Source organism: Pseudodonghicola flavimaris (assembly GCF_030164425.1).
Lineage (GTDB): Bacteria > Pseudomonadota > Alphaproteobacteria > Rhodobacterales > Rhodobacteraceae > Pseudodonghicola > Pseudodonghicola flavimaris.
This window is the reverse complement of sequence record NZ_JASNJD010000001.1, coordinates 109,112-122,752: the sequence shown is the minus strand read 5'-3', so window position 1 is coordinate 122,752 and position 13,641 is coordinate 109,112. Positions and strand designations below refer to the sequence as shown.

Genomic DNA, 13,641 nt, shown 5'->3' with positions numbered 1-13,641 from the left:
CGATGTCGCGTCTTGGCAAAATCACCCGCCGCAGTTTCCTGATCGGCTCCGTCGCGCTGGTCGGCGGTGTCGCGTTCGGCGTCTATGCCGTCTCCCGCCCGGCGCCCAATCCGCTGGACCCGGCCGAGGGCGGCGCCACGCTCAATCCCTTCGTGCTGATCAACCCCGATGGCATCACCCTGATCGCCCCCAAGGCGGAAATGGGCCAGGGCATTCACACCACCTGGGCGGCGCTGATCGCCGAGGAGCTGGATGTCGCGCTCGATCAGGTGCGGGTGTTGCACGGACCGCCGGCCGCCGCCTATTACAACAGCGTCGTGCTGGCCGAGGCGCTGCCGGACAAGGGCTATGACCGCTCCGACATGGCGCATGCCCTGGGGGAACAGCTGGGCAAGATCGGCAAGCTTCTGGACCTGCAGATCACCGGCGGCTCCACCTCGGTGCCCGACGGCTATGACCGCATGCGCGCCGCCGGCGCCAGCGCCCGGGAAACGCTGAAACAGGCCGCCGCCGAACGGCTACAGATCGACCGCGCCAGGCTTCGGACCGAGGCCGGCGCGGTGATCGCCCCGGACGGCAGCCGCCTGGCCTATACCGATCTGGCGGTCGCTGCCGCAGGGCTCGATCCGATCGAGGCGCCGCTCAGGCCGAAATCGGACTGGCGGCTGCTGGGCCGGACCCAGCCCCGCGTCGACATGCTGGCCAAGATCACCGGCACCGCCACCTTCAGCATCGACGTGCGGCGGCCGGGGATGAAATTCGCCGCCCTGCGCCGCAATCCGCATCTGGGCGGCCGCATGATCCGCTTCGACGACAGCGCCGCCCGCGCCATGCCCGGGGTCGACCGGGTGATCAACCTCGACGATGGCTTCGCCGTGGTCGCCTCAAACACCTGGCTGGCGATGCAGGCCGCCGACGCGGTGGAGGTCGAATGGGGCGGCGCGCCGCATCCCGCGACGCCGGAGGCCATCTTCGGCAAGATCGCCGAGGCCTTCGACGGGCGCGCCAATTCCACCCTGCGCGACGACGGCGATGTCAGCGCCCCGCCGCTCGGCACGGAAGAGATCAGCGCCGAATACCACCTGCCCTATCTGGCCCATGCCACGATGGAGCCGATGAATGCCACCGCGCTCTATTCCGGCATCAAGCTGGAGATCTGGAGCGGCAACCAGCTGCCGCTGATCATCCGCAACGCCTGCGCGCAGGCGGTCGGGCTGAAGCCCGAGGCGGTGGAACTGCACACAACCCTGATGGGCGGCGGCTTCGGCCGGCGGGCAGAGCCCGATTTCTCGGTCTATGCCGCCCGCGTCGCCCGCGAGATCGCCGACACCCCGGTCCAGCTGACCTGGAGCCGCGAAGAGGACATGAGCCACGATTATTACCGCCCCGGCGCCATCGCCCGCTATCGCGGCGGGGTCAAGGACGGCCGCGCCGTGATGATCGACGGGCAGATCGCCGCCCAGGGCGCGACGCCGCAGGCGATGGGCCGCTGGCTGGGTCTGCCGATCGCCGGCCCGGACAAGAGCACCGTCGACGGCGCCTATAACCAGCCCTATGCGATCCCGAATTACCGCATCCGCGGCTATCTGGCCGATCTCGACCTGCCGGTGGGCTTCTGGCGCTCGGTCGGGGCCTCGTTCAACGGCGTCGCCTTCGACTGGTTCCTCGACGAACTGGCCCATGCCGCCAAGGCCGATCCGCTGGCCTTCCGGCTTGCTGCGATGGGCGATACCTATGCCCCGGCCCGCCAGGTGCTGGAGGCGGTACGCGATCTCTCCGGCTGGGACGGCCCCCGGGCGGCGAACACCGGTCGCGGCGTCGGCTTCTGCTATTGCTTCGGCGTCCCCTGCGCCACGGTGATCGAGGTCGCCGAAGCGGATGGCGAAGTCTCCATCCCCCGGGCCTGGATCGCCGCCGATGTCGGCACCGCGCTCGACCCCGGCAATCTGGAACAGCAATTCACCGGCGCCCTGGCCTATGGGCTCTCCGCCGCCTGTTTCGAGGAGATCACCTTCACCGATGGCGCCGCCGATCAGCTGAACTTCCCCGATTACGAGGCCCTGCGCATCTCCACCATGCCCGAGGTCAGCCTGCGCATCCTGGAAAACCAGCCCCATATCGCCGGCGCGGGAGAGCCCGGCACGCCACCGGCGATGGCCGCGCTCGGCAACGCGCTCTTCGACCTTACCGGCACCCGCCCCCGCCGGCTGCCGCTGATGCATGATTTCCCGCTGAAGATCTGATCCAAGCCCCCGCCTCAGGCGCCCGGGCCGGCCCACTCTGCCAGCGCCTCGGCCAGCGCCGGCCAGTCGGTATATTCGCGGTCCTGATGCGGATCCACCTGCTGGCCGCGACGGCGCGCGATCCACCGCATCGCCAGTGACCGGAACACATCGTATTCTGAGAACCTGAACGCCCCGGCGACATGCAGGATCCGCCCCGGCCGCCAGCCGCCGCCGGCGCAGAACTCCGCCGCGATCCGGTCCAGTTCCGCCCGGTCCTCCGCCTCGCCCGAGGCGATGGCGAGAGAGACCACCAGGAACAGCGTCGGCAGCCGGTTCAGCGCCAGCGCATGATCGGCAGCGAACGCAGACAGCGGCGCCTGCAGCCGGCCCAGATGCACCGACCCGGCCAGGATCGCCGCATCGAACGGGGCCAGCGCGATCTCCCCCGCCTCCGCCACCGGCAGCATTTCCACACTATGTCCATGGGCGATCAGCTGCTCGGCGCAGAACCGGCAGATCTTGCGCGTCTGCCCCTCGGTGCTGGCATAGCAGATCAGAACCCGCATCACCCGGGCTCAGCCGCGGCAGCGCGCGCGGCTCAGGCGCTGCATTTCAGGGGTAGCGCCTGTTTCTGCGCCGCCCAGTCATGCACTGCCTGCCCGAAGGCCTGGAACAGCGGCCGCGACACCGGGTCATTGGCCGCATCCCATTCAGGGTGCCATTGCACCGACAGGGTGAAGCCCGGCGCATCCTTGACGCGAATCGCCTCCGGCGTGCCGTCCGGCGCCCAACCCTCGATCACGATACGGTCGCCCGGATGCTTGATGCCCTGCCCGTGCAGGGTATTGGTCATCACCTCGGGCGCGCCCATCAGCCGGTGGAACACGCCGCCTTCCAGCAGCCGCACCCGGTGGCGCAGGGCGAATTTCTCTTCCAGCGTCCCCTCCGGCGGCATCCGGTGGTTCATCCGCCCCGGCAGATCGCGGATCTCCGGATACAGCGACCCGCCCATGGCGACATTGACCTCCTGGAAACCGCGGCAGATGCCCATCACCGGCTGGCCGCGTTCGACACAGGCACGCACCAGCGGCAGGGCCACCGCATCGCGCAACCGGTCGAAGGTGCCATGCGCGGGGGTCTCTTCCTCGCCATATTCCTCGGGATGCACATTGGGCCGGCCACCGGTCAGCAAGAAGCCGTCGCAAATCTCCAGCAACTCCTCCACCGGGCAGAGCCGCGGATCGGCCGGCACCAGCATCGGCGCGCAGTCGGAGACATAGGCGATCGCCTCGGAGTTCATCGTTCCGCCGGCATGCGCCGGATAGCTGTCATTGATCAGGAAGGAATTGCTGATGATGCCGACAACCGGGCGGGCCATGAAAGATGTCTCCGTGTGCTTGCCGGAGAAGATATAGACCGCCCCGCCGCGCGGCAACACCCCGCCACCGCACGGTGACCGGACGGGATGTGCCCTGATGCACAAGAAATGGGCGCCGGCCTCAGTCCTCGCCGACCAGCCCCACCGCGGCGATGCCCGCCAGCGCCACCGCCGCGTCGTTGTCCGAGGTATCCCCGGTCACCCCCACCGCGCCGATGATCGCGCCGGTCTCGTCGCGCACCAGCACGCCGCCCGGCACCGGCACCATCTGGCCACCATAGACCCCGTTCAACGCCGCCATGAAATAGGGTTGCGCCTCGGCCCGCGACATCTGCTTGCGTCCGCCCATGCCGGTCATCGCCGCCCCGAAGGCCTTGCCCTGAGCAATCGCGAAGCGGCCCGGAGGCGCGCCGTCCTCGCGCTCGAAGGCGATGGGATGGCCGCCGGCGTCCAACACCGCCACCGACAGGGGCCGCATGTCGCGCGCCCGTCCCGCCGCCAGCGCGGCCTGAATGATGCCGCGCGCCTGTTCCAGTGAAAGTCCCATGAAAGCTCCTCTCCGTTTGGGTCCCTGTCGGGGCCCCTTGCCCGCCGGCCGCAGGCCTCACGCCGCCATCGGGGGGTTGTGATTTCAGCTGTCTTTTTCTGGCCCGAAATATCCTCGGGGGTGAACTGGCCGCAAGGCCAAGAGGGGGCAGACAGCCCCCTCCCCTGCTGTGCGCTAGCCGCGGTTGCGACGCGCCTTCAGCTCCAGCCGGCGCCGGTGCAAGACCGGTTCGGTATAGCCCGAAGGCTGCACCCTTCCCTTGAACACCAGATCGCAGGCGGCCTGAAAGGCGATGCCGTCGCAGCCCGGCGCCATCGGCACATAGGCAGGATCGCCGGCATTCTGGCGATCGACCACCGCGGCCATCTTGTGCATCGCCTGCATCACCTGATCCTCGCCGATCACCCCGTGATGCAGCCAGTTGGCCAGCGCCTGGCTGGAAATCCGGCAGGTGGCGCGATCCTCCATCAGTCCGATATCGTGGATATCGGGCACCTTGGAACAACCCACCCCCTGATCGATCCAGCGCACCACATAGCCGAGGATGCCCTGGGCGTTATTCTCGATCTCGCGGGCGATCTCCTCGGCGCTCAGGTTGCGGCCCTCCATCACCGGGATGGTCAGCAGGTTGCCCAGCGTGCCGCGGCTGCCGCCGGCGGCAATCTCGCTCTGCCGCGCGAAAACGTCGACCAGGTGATAATGCGTCGCGTGCAGCGTCGCCGCTGTCGGAGAGGGCACCCAGGCGCAGTTGGCCCCGGCCTGCGGGTGGCCGATCTTGGCGGTCAGCATATCGGCCATCCTGTCGGGCATCGCCCACATGCCCTTGCCGATCTGCGCCTTGCCCTGCAACCCGCAAGCCAGCCCGATATCAACGTTGCGATCCTCGTAAGAGGCGATCCAGGGGGTCGATTTCATCTCTCCCTTGGGCAACATCGGCCCGGCTTCCATGCTGGTGTGAATCTCGTCGCCGGTGCGATCGAGGAAACCGGTATTGATAAAGGCGACCCGCGATTTCGCCGCCCGAATACAGGCCTTGAGGTTGACGCTGGTGCGCCGTTCCTCGTCCATGATACCGAGCTTGACGGTGTTGCGCGGCAGCCCGAGGATATCCTCCACCCGATCGAAGATCTCCACCGCGAAGGCGACTTCCTCCGGCCCGTGCATCTTCGGCTTCACCACATAGACGGAGCCATGCACCGAATTGCCGCTGGGCTTGTGCAGATCGTGCATGGCGATCATCGTGGTGACCAGCGCGTCCATCAGCCCCTCGGGAATTTCACCGCCCGCATCATCCAGCACCGCCGGGTTGGTCATCAAATGGCCGACGTTGCGCACCAGCATCAGCGACCGGCCCTTCAGCCGGATCGGGGTGCCGTTGGGGGCGAGAAATTCCAGATCCGGCGCCAGCACCCGGTCGAAGGTGCGGCCCGCCTTGGTCACGCTTTCCTTCAGGTCGCCCTTCATCAGACCGAGCCAGTTGGAATAGGCCAGCACCTTATCCTCGGCATCGACGGCGGCGACGCTGTCCTCGCAATCCATGATGGTGGAGACGGCGGCTTCCAGGATCACATCGCTGATCCCGGCGGGATCATCGCGGCCCACCGGCGTTTCCGGGTCGATCACGACGCGGATATGCAGACCGTGGCAGGAGAACAGATATTCGTCGCCCGCGGCGCTGCGGCCCTCGTATTGCGCCGGTCTCTGCAACCGCAGCGGCCCCTGGGCGCTGGCGAAGATTGCGCCGCCCTGGTCCTGATCCAGCCCGGTGACATCGGCCCAGCTGCCGCCCGTCAGCGGCAACGCCTTGTCCAGATGCGCCTTGGCCCAGGTCACCACCCGGGCGCCCCGCGCCGGATCGTATCCCCCCGCCGCCGGCAGATCGCCCAGCGCATCGGTGCCGTAGAGCGCATCGTAGAGCGAGCCCCAGCGCGCGTTGGCCGCGTTCAGCGCAAAGCGCGCATTGGTGATCGGCACCACCAGCTGCGGCCCCGGAAGCAGGGCGATCTCCGGGTCCACCCCGGCGGTGTCGATCTGAAAGCTCTCCCCCTCGGGCAGCAGATAGCCGATCTCGCGCAGGAAACTGGCATAGGCCTCGGCGTCATGCGGCTGGCCGCGACGGGCCTGGTGCCAGGCGTCGATCCGGCCCTGCAGTTCTTCCCGCCGGTCGAGAAAGGCGCGGTTCTTCGGCCCGAGGTCCGCCACCATTCCGGCCAGCCCCTGCCAGAACTGGTCCGCCCCGACCCCGGTGCCAGGCAGCGCCCGGTCTTCGATGAATTCGGCCAGCTCCGCGGCCACCTGCAGCCCCTGCCGCTCCACTCTCCGTGTCATTGTCAAACGGTCCTCCTGCTGACGTCCCCCGGGGGTCTGTTCACGGTCTACGTCGAAAGTTTCCTATCGGCAACAAAAGTGGTCAGTCGATTTGACCGATTTTTCGCAAAGCAGTTTCAAGCCGAAGCCGCGAAATCGGCCCGCTCAGGCGGCACCGCTTGCGGCGCCGGGGTCCATTGCCTAACGTCGGCGCCAAGATATGACAGAGGAAGTGCCATGCGCGACGCCGAGCCGAAAACCATTTACCTCAAGGATTACAAGCCCTTCGGCTATCTGGTCGACTCCGTCGACCTGACCTTCGATCTCTCGCCCCATGCCACCCGGGTGACCAGCCGGATCGCCTTTCGCCCCAACCCGGAGGCCGAGGATCGAGAATTCTTCCTGCATGGCGAAAAACTGAAGCTGATCAGCGCCCGCATCGACGGCAACGAGATTACGCCAGAGGTCACCCCCGAGGGGCTGACCGCCGAGGCCCCCGATGCCCCCTTCGTCTGGGAGGCAGTGGTGGAGATCGACCCGGCCGGCAACACCGCGCTCGAAGGGCTCTATATGTCGAACGGCATGTATTGCACCCAATGCGAGGCCGAGGGCTTTCGCAAGATCACCTATTACCCCGACCGCCCCGACGTGATGTCGGTCTTCACCGTGCGCATCAACGGGACGCTGCCGGTGCTGCTGTCGAACGGCAACCCCAAGGGTAAGGGCGACGGCTGGGCCGAGTGGCACGATCCCTGGCCCAAGCCCGCCTACCTCTTCGCGCTGGTCGCCGGCGATCTGGTCGCCACCTCCGACAGTTTCGAAACCGTCTCCGGCAAGGAGGTGGCGCTGAACCTCTGGGTGCGGCCCGGCGACGAACACAAGACCGCCTTCGGCATGGAGGCACTGAAGAAGTCGATGAAGTGGGACGAGGACACCTATGGCCGCGAATACGACCTGAAGGTGTTCAACATCGTCGCTGTGGACGACTTCAACATGGGCGCGATGGAGAACAAGGGGCTGAACATCTTCAACTCCTCCTGCGTGCTCGCCTCTCCCGACACTTCGACCGACATGAACTTCGAACGGATCGAGGCGATCATCGCGCATGAGTATTTCCACAACTGGACCGGCAACCGGATCACCTGCCGCGACTGGTTCCAGCTCTGCCTGAAGGAGGGGCTGACGGTCTATCGCGACAGTCAGTTCACTTCCGACATGCGCTCCGCCCCGGTGAAGCGCATCCACGATGTGATCGACCTGCGCGCCCGCCAGTTCCCCGAGGACAACGGCCCGCTGTCGCATCCGGTGCGCCCCGAGAGTTTCCAGGAAATCAACAACTTCTATACAGCCACCGTCTATGAGAAAGGTGCCGAGGTCATCGGCATGCTGAAACGGCTGGTGGGCGATGCCGCCTATGCCGAGGCGCTCGATCTCTATTTCGCGCGTCATGACGGCGAGGCCTGCACCATCGAGGACTGGCTGAAGGTCTTCGAAGACGTTACCGGCCGCGATCTCAGCCAGTTCAAGCGCTGGTATGCGCAATCGGGCACGCCGCGCCTCAAGGTGACCGAGGACTGGGCCGACGGCAGCTATACGCTGCATTTCGAACAGACCACCCTGCCCACCCCCGGCCAGCCGGAGAAACTGCCGCAGGTGCTGCCCATCGCGGTGGGGCTGATCGGCCCCAATGGCGACGAGGTGCTGGAAACCAAGGTGCTGGAGATGACGGAAGCACAGCAGAGCTTCCGCTTCGACGGGCTGGCGGCGAAACCGGTGCCCTCGATCCTGCGCGGCTTCTCTGCGCCTGTGATCCTGGAGCGCGAGACCAGCAGCGCCGAACGCGCCTTTCTGCTGGCGCATGACACCGACCCCTTCAACCGCTGGGAGGCCGGCCGCAGCCTGGCCCGTGACAGCCTGCTGAAGATGGCGACCGAAGACGCCGCGCCCGATGCCGATTACCTCGACGGTCTGGTGCAGCTGCTGCGCGACGACACGCTCGATCCGGCCTATCGCGCGCTGATGCTGGGGCTGCCGGGGCAGTCCGAACTGGCCGGGGCGCTGGCCGAGGCCGGACAGACACCGGATCCCGACGCGCTCTGGCAGGCGGCGGAGCGGCTGCGTGCGGCACAGGCCGTCGCGCTTGGCGATCTGATGATGCCGCTTTACGACAGCTGCCGGATCGACGGCGCCTATGCCCCGGATGCAGAGCAATCGGGCAAGCGCGCGCTTGGTGCCGCGTTGCTGCGGCTGATCACCCGTCAGGACGACGGCGCGGTAGCGGCGGCGCAATATGCCGCCGCCGACAACATGACGCTGCAGCTTTCGGCACTGGCCTGCCTGCTGCAGGCGGGCAAGGGTCATGCCGAACTGGCCGCCTTCTACGATCAGTGGAAGTCCGACCGGCTGGTGATCGACAAGTGGTTCATGCTGCAGATTTCCGAGGCCGCGCCAGAGCAAGTGGCCGCCACCGCCACCGCCCTGACCGAACACCCCGATTTCAACTGGAAGAACCCGAACCGGTTCCGGGCGCTGTTCGGGGCGCTGGCCGGGCATCACGCGGGCTTCCATGCCGCGGGCGGCGGCGCCTATCGCCTTCTGGCCGACTGGCTGATCCGGCTCGACCCGGTGAACCCGCAGACCACGGCGCGCATGTGTTCGGCCTTCCAGACCTGGAAACGCTATGACTCCGATCGCCAGACTCTGATCGGGGCAGAGCTGGAGCGGATCGCCGCCACCCCCGATCTGTCGCGCGACACCGCCGAGATGATCGGCCGCATCCGGGGAGCCTGAGCCATGTCGCGACCGCATCTTCTGATCACCGGCGCCAGCACCGGGATCGGTGCCGCCACCGCCCGGATGGCGGCCGCGCGCGGCTATGATCTGGCGCTGAACTACCGCTCCGACCGCGAGGGGGTCGAGGCGGTGGCCGCCGAGGCCCGCGCCGCCGGGGCGCGCGTGCTGATCCTGCAGGCAGATCTGGCCGCCCCCGAGGCGATCGAGGCGATGTTCCAGCGCATCGACCGCGACCTCGGCCAGCTCGACGCGCTGGTGAACAATGCCGGCATCAACGAGCCCATCGCCCAGGTGGTGGAGATGGATCACGCCCGGCTGCGCCGTACCTTCGACATCAACGTGATCGCGCCCTTCCTGGTGGCGAAACAGGCGGTGCTGAGAATGCAGGCGCAGGGCGACGGCGGGGTGATCGTCAATGTCTCCTCGGTCGCGGCGCGGCTGGGATCGGCAAATACCTTTGTCGATTACGCCGCCTCCAAGGCCGCCATCGACATCTTCACCAAGGGGTTGGCCGAAGAGGTGGCGGGCGACGATATCCGTGTCAACGCGGTGCGCCCCGGGCTGATCGACACCGGGATCCACGCCAAGGCCGGCGATCCCACCCGCCCCGAACGGCTGAGCGGCGGGGTGCCGATGGCGCGCACCGGCTCGGCCGAGGAAGTGGCGGAGGCGATCCTCTATCTGCTGTCGGACCGGGCCTCCTATATCACCGGAACGACGCTAGATGTCTCCGGTGGACGCTGAGCCGTTTCATTTCCACCGCCGTGCCCGGTCGCTGCGGCTGGCGGCGCTGCTGGTGGCGATCTGGGCCGGGCTGCTGGCGATTGTCCTGCGACTCGACGCCGCCTGGTGGGTGGTCGGGCTCCTCGCCCTGCCCACCCTGCCCGCGCTGACCGATCTGATCCGCAACCCCGAAAGCGGCATCGACATCACCGCGGAGACGATCCGCTGGCATTCCGGCCGCCATCGGGGCCAGGTGGCGCTGACCGAAATCGACCACATCCGCATGGATACGCGCTGGGATTTCTCGGTCCGGGTGCGGCTGATGCTGCGCACGGGCCGGCGCCTGCAGCTTCCGCATGACGCGCTGCCACCGCACCGTCAACTGGAGGCGGCGCTGACCGCCCTTGGCCTGCGGGTGGAGCGGCACCACTTCACCACCTTCTGAGCAACTCTCCGGGAGTGTACGTCCTCGGCGATTTCACGCTCAAGCCCCCGGAAACAGTAAACAATCACCCGGCGATCCCCAATGAATGCGGGGAACCGGCGCAGCGGCGTAAACAATGCCGCCCAAATACCTCAAAAGGTGGCGGCAAACACCCAACGGACGCCATGATTGCGCCCCAATGCGCCCCCACAGTCGGCCTCGTTCCGCTGAATTGCTGCCCGGGATAGAAGATGCCGAAGACCCCCCGTTCCCTGCCCGCTCTGGCTCCCAGACTGCGCGCCCCGAAACTGCTGAGCGTGGCGCTGACCCGCCTTGGCCTGAGCGCCGGCACCGAAGGCGGCGCCACCGTGCCCCGGGAGGTGCCGGAGGAGCTGCTGGACATCCCCGTCCGCGAGCAGAGCGCCGAGGATCGCGCCGCCCGGGCCGCCCGCGACCGCGGCCTGTTCCTCGCCCGTCAGGACCGCTGGGAGGAGCTGTCGCAGGAGCTGCACGCCGCCGATCTGGCGCGCAGCCTGACCCCAGGCTGCACGCCGCTGGCCGATCACCTGTCCTTCGGCGCCCGGTCCGATGTCGTGCTCGCCGTCGAGGAGGCGCTGGCCGACGGCAAGGGCCGCAGCCGCTCCAACCGCAGCCTGCTGGACGGCATCATGGGGCTGGAGGCGATGCGGCAAGAGCATCGCCACGATCCCTATATCAATCTGGTGCTGGCGCAGGCGCATATGGACATTGCCTGGGCCTGGCGCGGCACCGCCGATCCGCAGACCCTGCCGAAGCTGAACCGCCACCGCTGCGCCGCCCATCTGGACCGCGCCGCGCATCTTCTGGCCCCTTTCGACGCCGCCGCCCTGTCGAGCCCGGCACTCGGTGCGGCGCAATGCACCCTGCTGGCCGACCGCCATGGCGAGGTGTCGCAGATCGCCGATGCCTATGCCGCGGTGATCGACCTCGACCCGCGCAATCTGCGGCTGATGCGCAGCCTCGGGCTGCATCTGCTGCCGCGACGCGGCGGCAGCCATGCCACGCTGGAGGTCGAGGCCCGGCGCACCGCCGCCCGCACCGCCGACATCTGGGGCGCCGGCGGCTACACTTGGGTGCTGTTCGACGCCATCGCCCGGGATCCCGGCGCCATGGCCCATGTGGATGTGGACTTCTTTACAGAGGGCCTGCGCGATATCCTCGCCACCCGGCCGGATCAGCCGATGGTCAACCTGCTGACCGCCTATTGCGCGCTCAGCCTGCGCGACCTGCCGGCAGAGGAAACCGCCCGGGAGCCGCAGCGCCGCATCGCCGCCAGCGCCGGCTGGCTGATCCGCGATCACCTGACCGAGCTTCACCCGCTGATCTGGGCCCATGCCGCCGAAGGCTTCGACAATGCCGCCTATGTCCGCTCCGCCCGCCGCTTTGCCGCGCGCGGCCGCGCCGACGGGTTGCGCGCGATTGCCGAGCAATTCCGCGACGATCTGGACCAGGGGCTGCGCATCACCTTCACCCCCGATGGCCCCGTGGTGGCTGGCACCCACTGAAACCCCGCCTCTGCCCTTGCTCCGCCCGGCGCTCTGCCCTAGAACGCAGACCGGTATTCTGCGGAGACGAGGCACATGCTGGATCTGACTTTCGAGGCGCCCAAACCCAAGGTGATCGCCGGGGCGAAATACGATTGGGAACTGGTGATCGGGATGGAAATCCACGCCCAGGTCAGCTCCAAATCGAAACTCTTCTCCGGCGCCTCGACCGAATTCGGCGCCGAGCCGAACTCGAACGTCGCCTTCGTCGACGCGGCGATGCCCGGCATGCTGCCGGTGATCAACGAATTCTGCGTCGAACAGGCGGTGCGCACCGGGCTGGGGCTGAAGGCCGAGATCAACCTGATGAGCGCCTTCGACCGCAAGAACTACTTCTACCCCGACCTGCCGCAGGGCTATCAGATCAGCCAGCTCTATCACCCCATCGTCGGTGAGGGCGAGGTGATCGTCGACATGGGCGCAGGCATCGCCCGAAAGGTGCGGATCGAACGCATCCACCTGGAGCAGGACGCCGGCAAGTCGATCCACGACATGGATCCGAATATGTCCTTCGTCGACCTGAACCGCACCGGTGTGGCGCTGATGGAAATCGTCAGCCGCCCCGACATCCGCGGCCCCGAGGAAGCGGCGGCCTATGTCGGCAAGCTGCGCCAGATCCTGCGCTATCTGGGCACCTGCGACGGCAACATGCAGAACGGCAACCTGCGCGCCGACGTCAACGTCTCGGTCTGCCGACCGGGCGATTACGAACGCTATCAGGAAACCCAGGATTTCAGCCACCTCGGCACCCGCTGCGAGATCAAGAACATGAACTCCATGCGGTTCATCCAGGCGGCGATCGAATACGAGGCGCGGCGCCAGATCAAGATCCTCGAAGAGGGCGGCAAGGTCGATCAGGAAACCCGTCTCTACGATCCGGACAAGAACGAGACCCGGTCGATGCGGTCGAAGGAAGAGGCGCATGATTACCGCTACTTCCCCGATCCCGACCTGCTGCCGCTGGAAATCGAACAGGCCTGGGTCGACGACATCAAGGCGACGCTGCCCGAGCTGCCGGACGAGAAGAAGGCACGGTTCATGTCGGCCTTCGGCCTGACCGATTACGATGCCAGCGTGCTGACCGCCGATGTGGAATCGGCCACGTATTTCGAGGCGGTGGCCGAGGGGCGCGACGGCAAGACCGCCGCCAACTGGGTGATCAACGAGCTGTTCGGCAGGCTGAAGAAGGACGATCACGATATCACCACCAGCCCGGTCAGCCCGGCGCAGCTGGGTGGCATCGTCGACCTGATCGCCAAGGGCGACATCTCCGGCAAGATCGCCAAGGATCTGTTCGAGATCGTCTACACCGAAGGTGGCGACCCGGCCGAGATCGTCGAGGCACGCGGCATGAAGCAAGTCACCGACACCGGCGCCATCGAGGCCGCGGTGGATGAGGTGATCGCCGCCAACCCGGCGCAGGTGGAAAAGGCCAAGGCCAATCCGAAGCTGGCCGGCTGGTTCGTCGGCCAGGTGATGAAGGCCACCGGCGGCAAGGCCAACCCGAAAGCGGTCAACGATCTGGTGAGCGCAAAACTGGGGCTGTAAACGGCCCCCTTTCACTCTGGACAGTGAAGACCCGCGAAGCCCCGGCCACCGTGCCGGGGCTTTTTCCGTTACGCCCCGGCGGCGGGATGGTCAGGTCGCACGAGAGACCTGTT

At 67.2% G+C, this 13,641-nt stretch carries 10 protein-coding genes; 6 read left to right on the top strand and 4 right to left on the bottom strand.

Annotation, left to right across the window (positions count from 1 at the left end):
• Positions 1-2 precede the first annotated feature (2 nt).
• On the top strand, positions 3-2,243 hold the full coding sequence (locus QO033_RS00580) for a xanthine dehydrogenase family protein molybdopterin-binding subunit (RefSeq protein WP_284478969.1): 2,241 nt from the start codon (positions 3-5) through the stop codon (positions 2,241-2,243).
• A 14-nt stretch (positions 2,244-2,257) separates the two neighbouring features.
• On the opposite strand, the gene QO033_RS00575 is transcribed toward QO033_RS00580, so the two are convergent.
• From QO033_RS00575 to QO033_RS00560, 4 genes are all read right to left on the bottom strand, one after another.
• On the bottom strand, positions 2,258-2,791 hold the full coding sequence (locus QO033_RS00575) for a flavodoxin domain-containing protein (RefSeq protein WP_284478968.1): 534 nt from the start codon (positions 2,789-2,791) through the stop codon (positions 2,258-2,260).
• 32 nt (positions 2,792-2,823) lie between these two features.
• Positions 2,824-3,603 (bottom strand): gamma-glutamyl-gamma-aminobutyrate hydrolase family protein, encoded by a 780-nt coding sequence (locus tag QO033_RS00570; protein WP_284478967.1) that lies wholly within the window; start codon positions 3,601-3,603, stop codon positions 2,824-2,826.
• Between the two features lie 121 nt (positions 3,604-3,724).
• Positions 3,725-4,150 carry a GlcG/HbpS family heme-binding protein gene (locus QO033_RS00565; RefSeq protein WP_284478966.1) on the bottom strand — a complete coding sequence of 142 codons (426 nt, stop codon included), beginning with the start codon at positions 4,148-4,150 and terminating at the stop codon, positions 3,725-3,727.
• Between the two features lie 174 nt (positions 4,151-4,324).
• A complete protein-coding gene (locus QO033_RS00560) occupies positions 4,325-6,478 on the bottom strand; it encodes a malate synthase G (RefSeq protein WP_284478965.1) in 2,154 nt (717 codons plus the stop codon).
• A 216-nt stretch (positions 6,479-6,694) separates the two neighbouring features.
• On the opposite strand from QO033_RS00560, the gene pepN reads away from it, so the two are divergent.
• The 5 genes from pepN to gatB all read left to right on the top strand — a co-directional run bounded on the left by pepN (position 6,695) and on the right by gatB (position 13,528).
• On the top strand, positions 6,695-9,247 hold the full coding sequence (gene pepN / locus QO033_RS00555) for an aminopeptidase N (protein WP_284478964.1): 2,553 nt from the start codon (positions 6,695-6,697) through the stop codon (positions 9,245-9,247).
• 3 nt (positions 9,248-9,250) lie between these two features.
• The gene (locus tag QO033_RS00550; protein ID WP_284478963.1) at positions 9,251-9,994 is read left to right on the top strand and encodes an SDR family oxidoreductase; all 744 of its coding nucleotides are present in this window, start codon (positions 9,251-9,253) and stop codon (positions 9,992-9,994) included.
• On the top strand, positions 9,975-10,418 hold the full coding sequence (locus QO033_RS00545; RefSeq protein ID WP_284478962.1) for a hypothetical protein: 444 nt from the start codon (positions 9,975-9,977) through the stop codon (positions 10,416-10,418). The genes QO033_RS00550 and QO033_RS00545 overlap by 20 nt, the downstream gene beginning before the upstream one ends.
• Before the next feature lie 230 nt (positions 10,419-10,648).
• Positions 10,649-11,941 (top strand): hypothetical protein, encoded by a 1,293-nt coding sequence (locus tag QO033_RS00540; protein ID WP_284478961.1) that lies wholly within the window; start codon positions 10,649-10,651, stop codon positions 11,939-11,941.
• Positions 11,942-12,016: 75 nt separating this feature from the next.
• On the top strand, positions 12,017-13,528 hold the full coding sequence (gene gatB / locus QO033_RS00535; protein WP_284478960.1) for an Asp-tRNA(Asn)/Glu-tRNA(Gln) amidotransferase subunit GatB: 1,512 nt from the start codon (positions 12,017-12,019) through the stop codon (positions 13,526-13,528).
• Positions 13,529-13,641 lie beyond the last annotated feature (113 nt).

Coding starts and splice junctions, on each gene's coding strand:
- QO033_RS00565 (WP_284478966.1), bottom strand. CDS start 4,150: ATGGGACTTTCACTGGAACAGGCGCGCGGCATCATTCAGGCCGCGCTG.
- QO033_RS00570 (WP_284478967.1), bottom strand. CDS start 3,603: ATGGCCCGCCCGGTTGTCGGCATCATCAGCAATTCCTTCCTGATCAAT.
- QO033_RS00550 (WP_284478963.1), top strand. CDS start 9,251: ATGTCGCGACCGCATCTTCTGATCACCGGCGCCAGCACCGGGATCGGT.
- gatB (WP_284478960.1), top strand. CDS start 12,017: ATGCTGGATCTGACTTTCGAGGCGCCCAAACCCAAGGTGATCGCCGGG.
- QO033_RS00545 (WP_284478962.1), top strand. CDS start 9,975: ATGTCTCCGGTGGACGCTGAGCCGTTTCATTTCCACCGCCGTGCCCGG.
- pepN (WP_284478964.1), top strand. CDS start 6,695: ATGCGCGACGCCGAGCCGAAAACCATTTACCTCAAGGATTACAAGCCC.
- QO033_RS00540 (WP_284478961.1), top strand. CDS start 10,649: ATGCCGAAGACCCCCCGTTCCCTGCCCGCTCTGGCTCCCAGACTGCGC.
- QO033_RS00580 (WP_284478969.1), top strand. CDS start 3: ATGTCGCGTCTTGGCAAAATCACCCGCCGCAGTTTCCTGATCGGCTCC.
- QO033_RS00575 (WP_284478968.1), bottom strand. CDS start 2,791: ATGCGGGTTCTGATCTGCTATGCCAGCACCGAGGGGCAGACGCGCAAG.
- QO033_RS00560 (WP_284478965.1), bottom strand. CDS start 6,478: ATGACACGGAGAGTGGAGCGGCAGGGGCTGCAGGTGGCCGCGGAGCTG.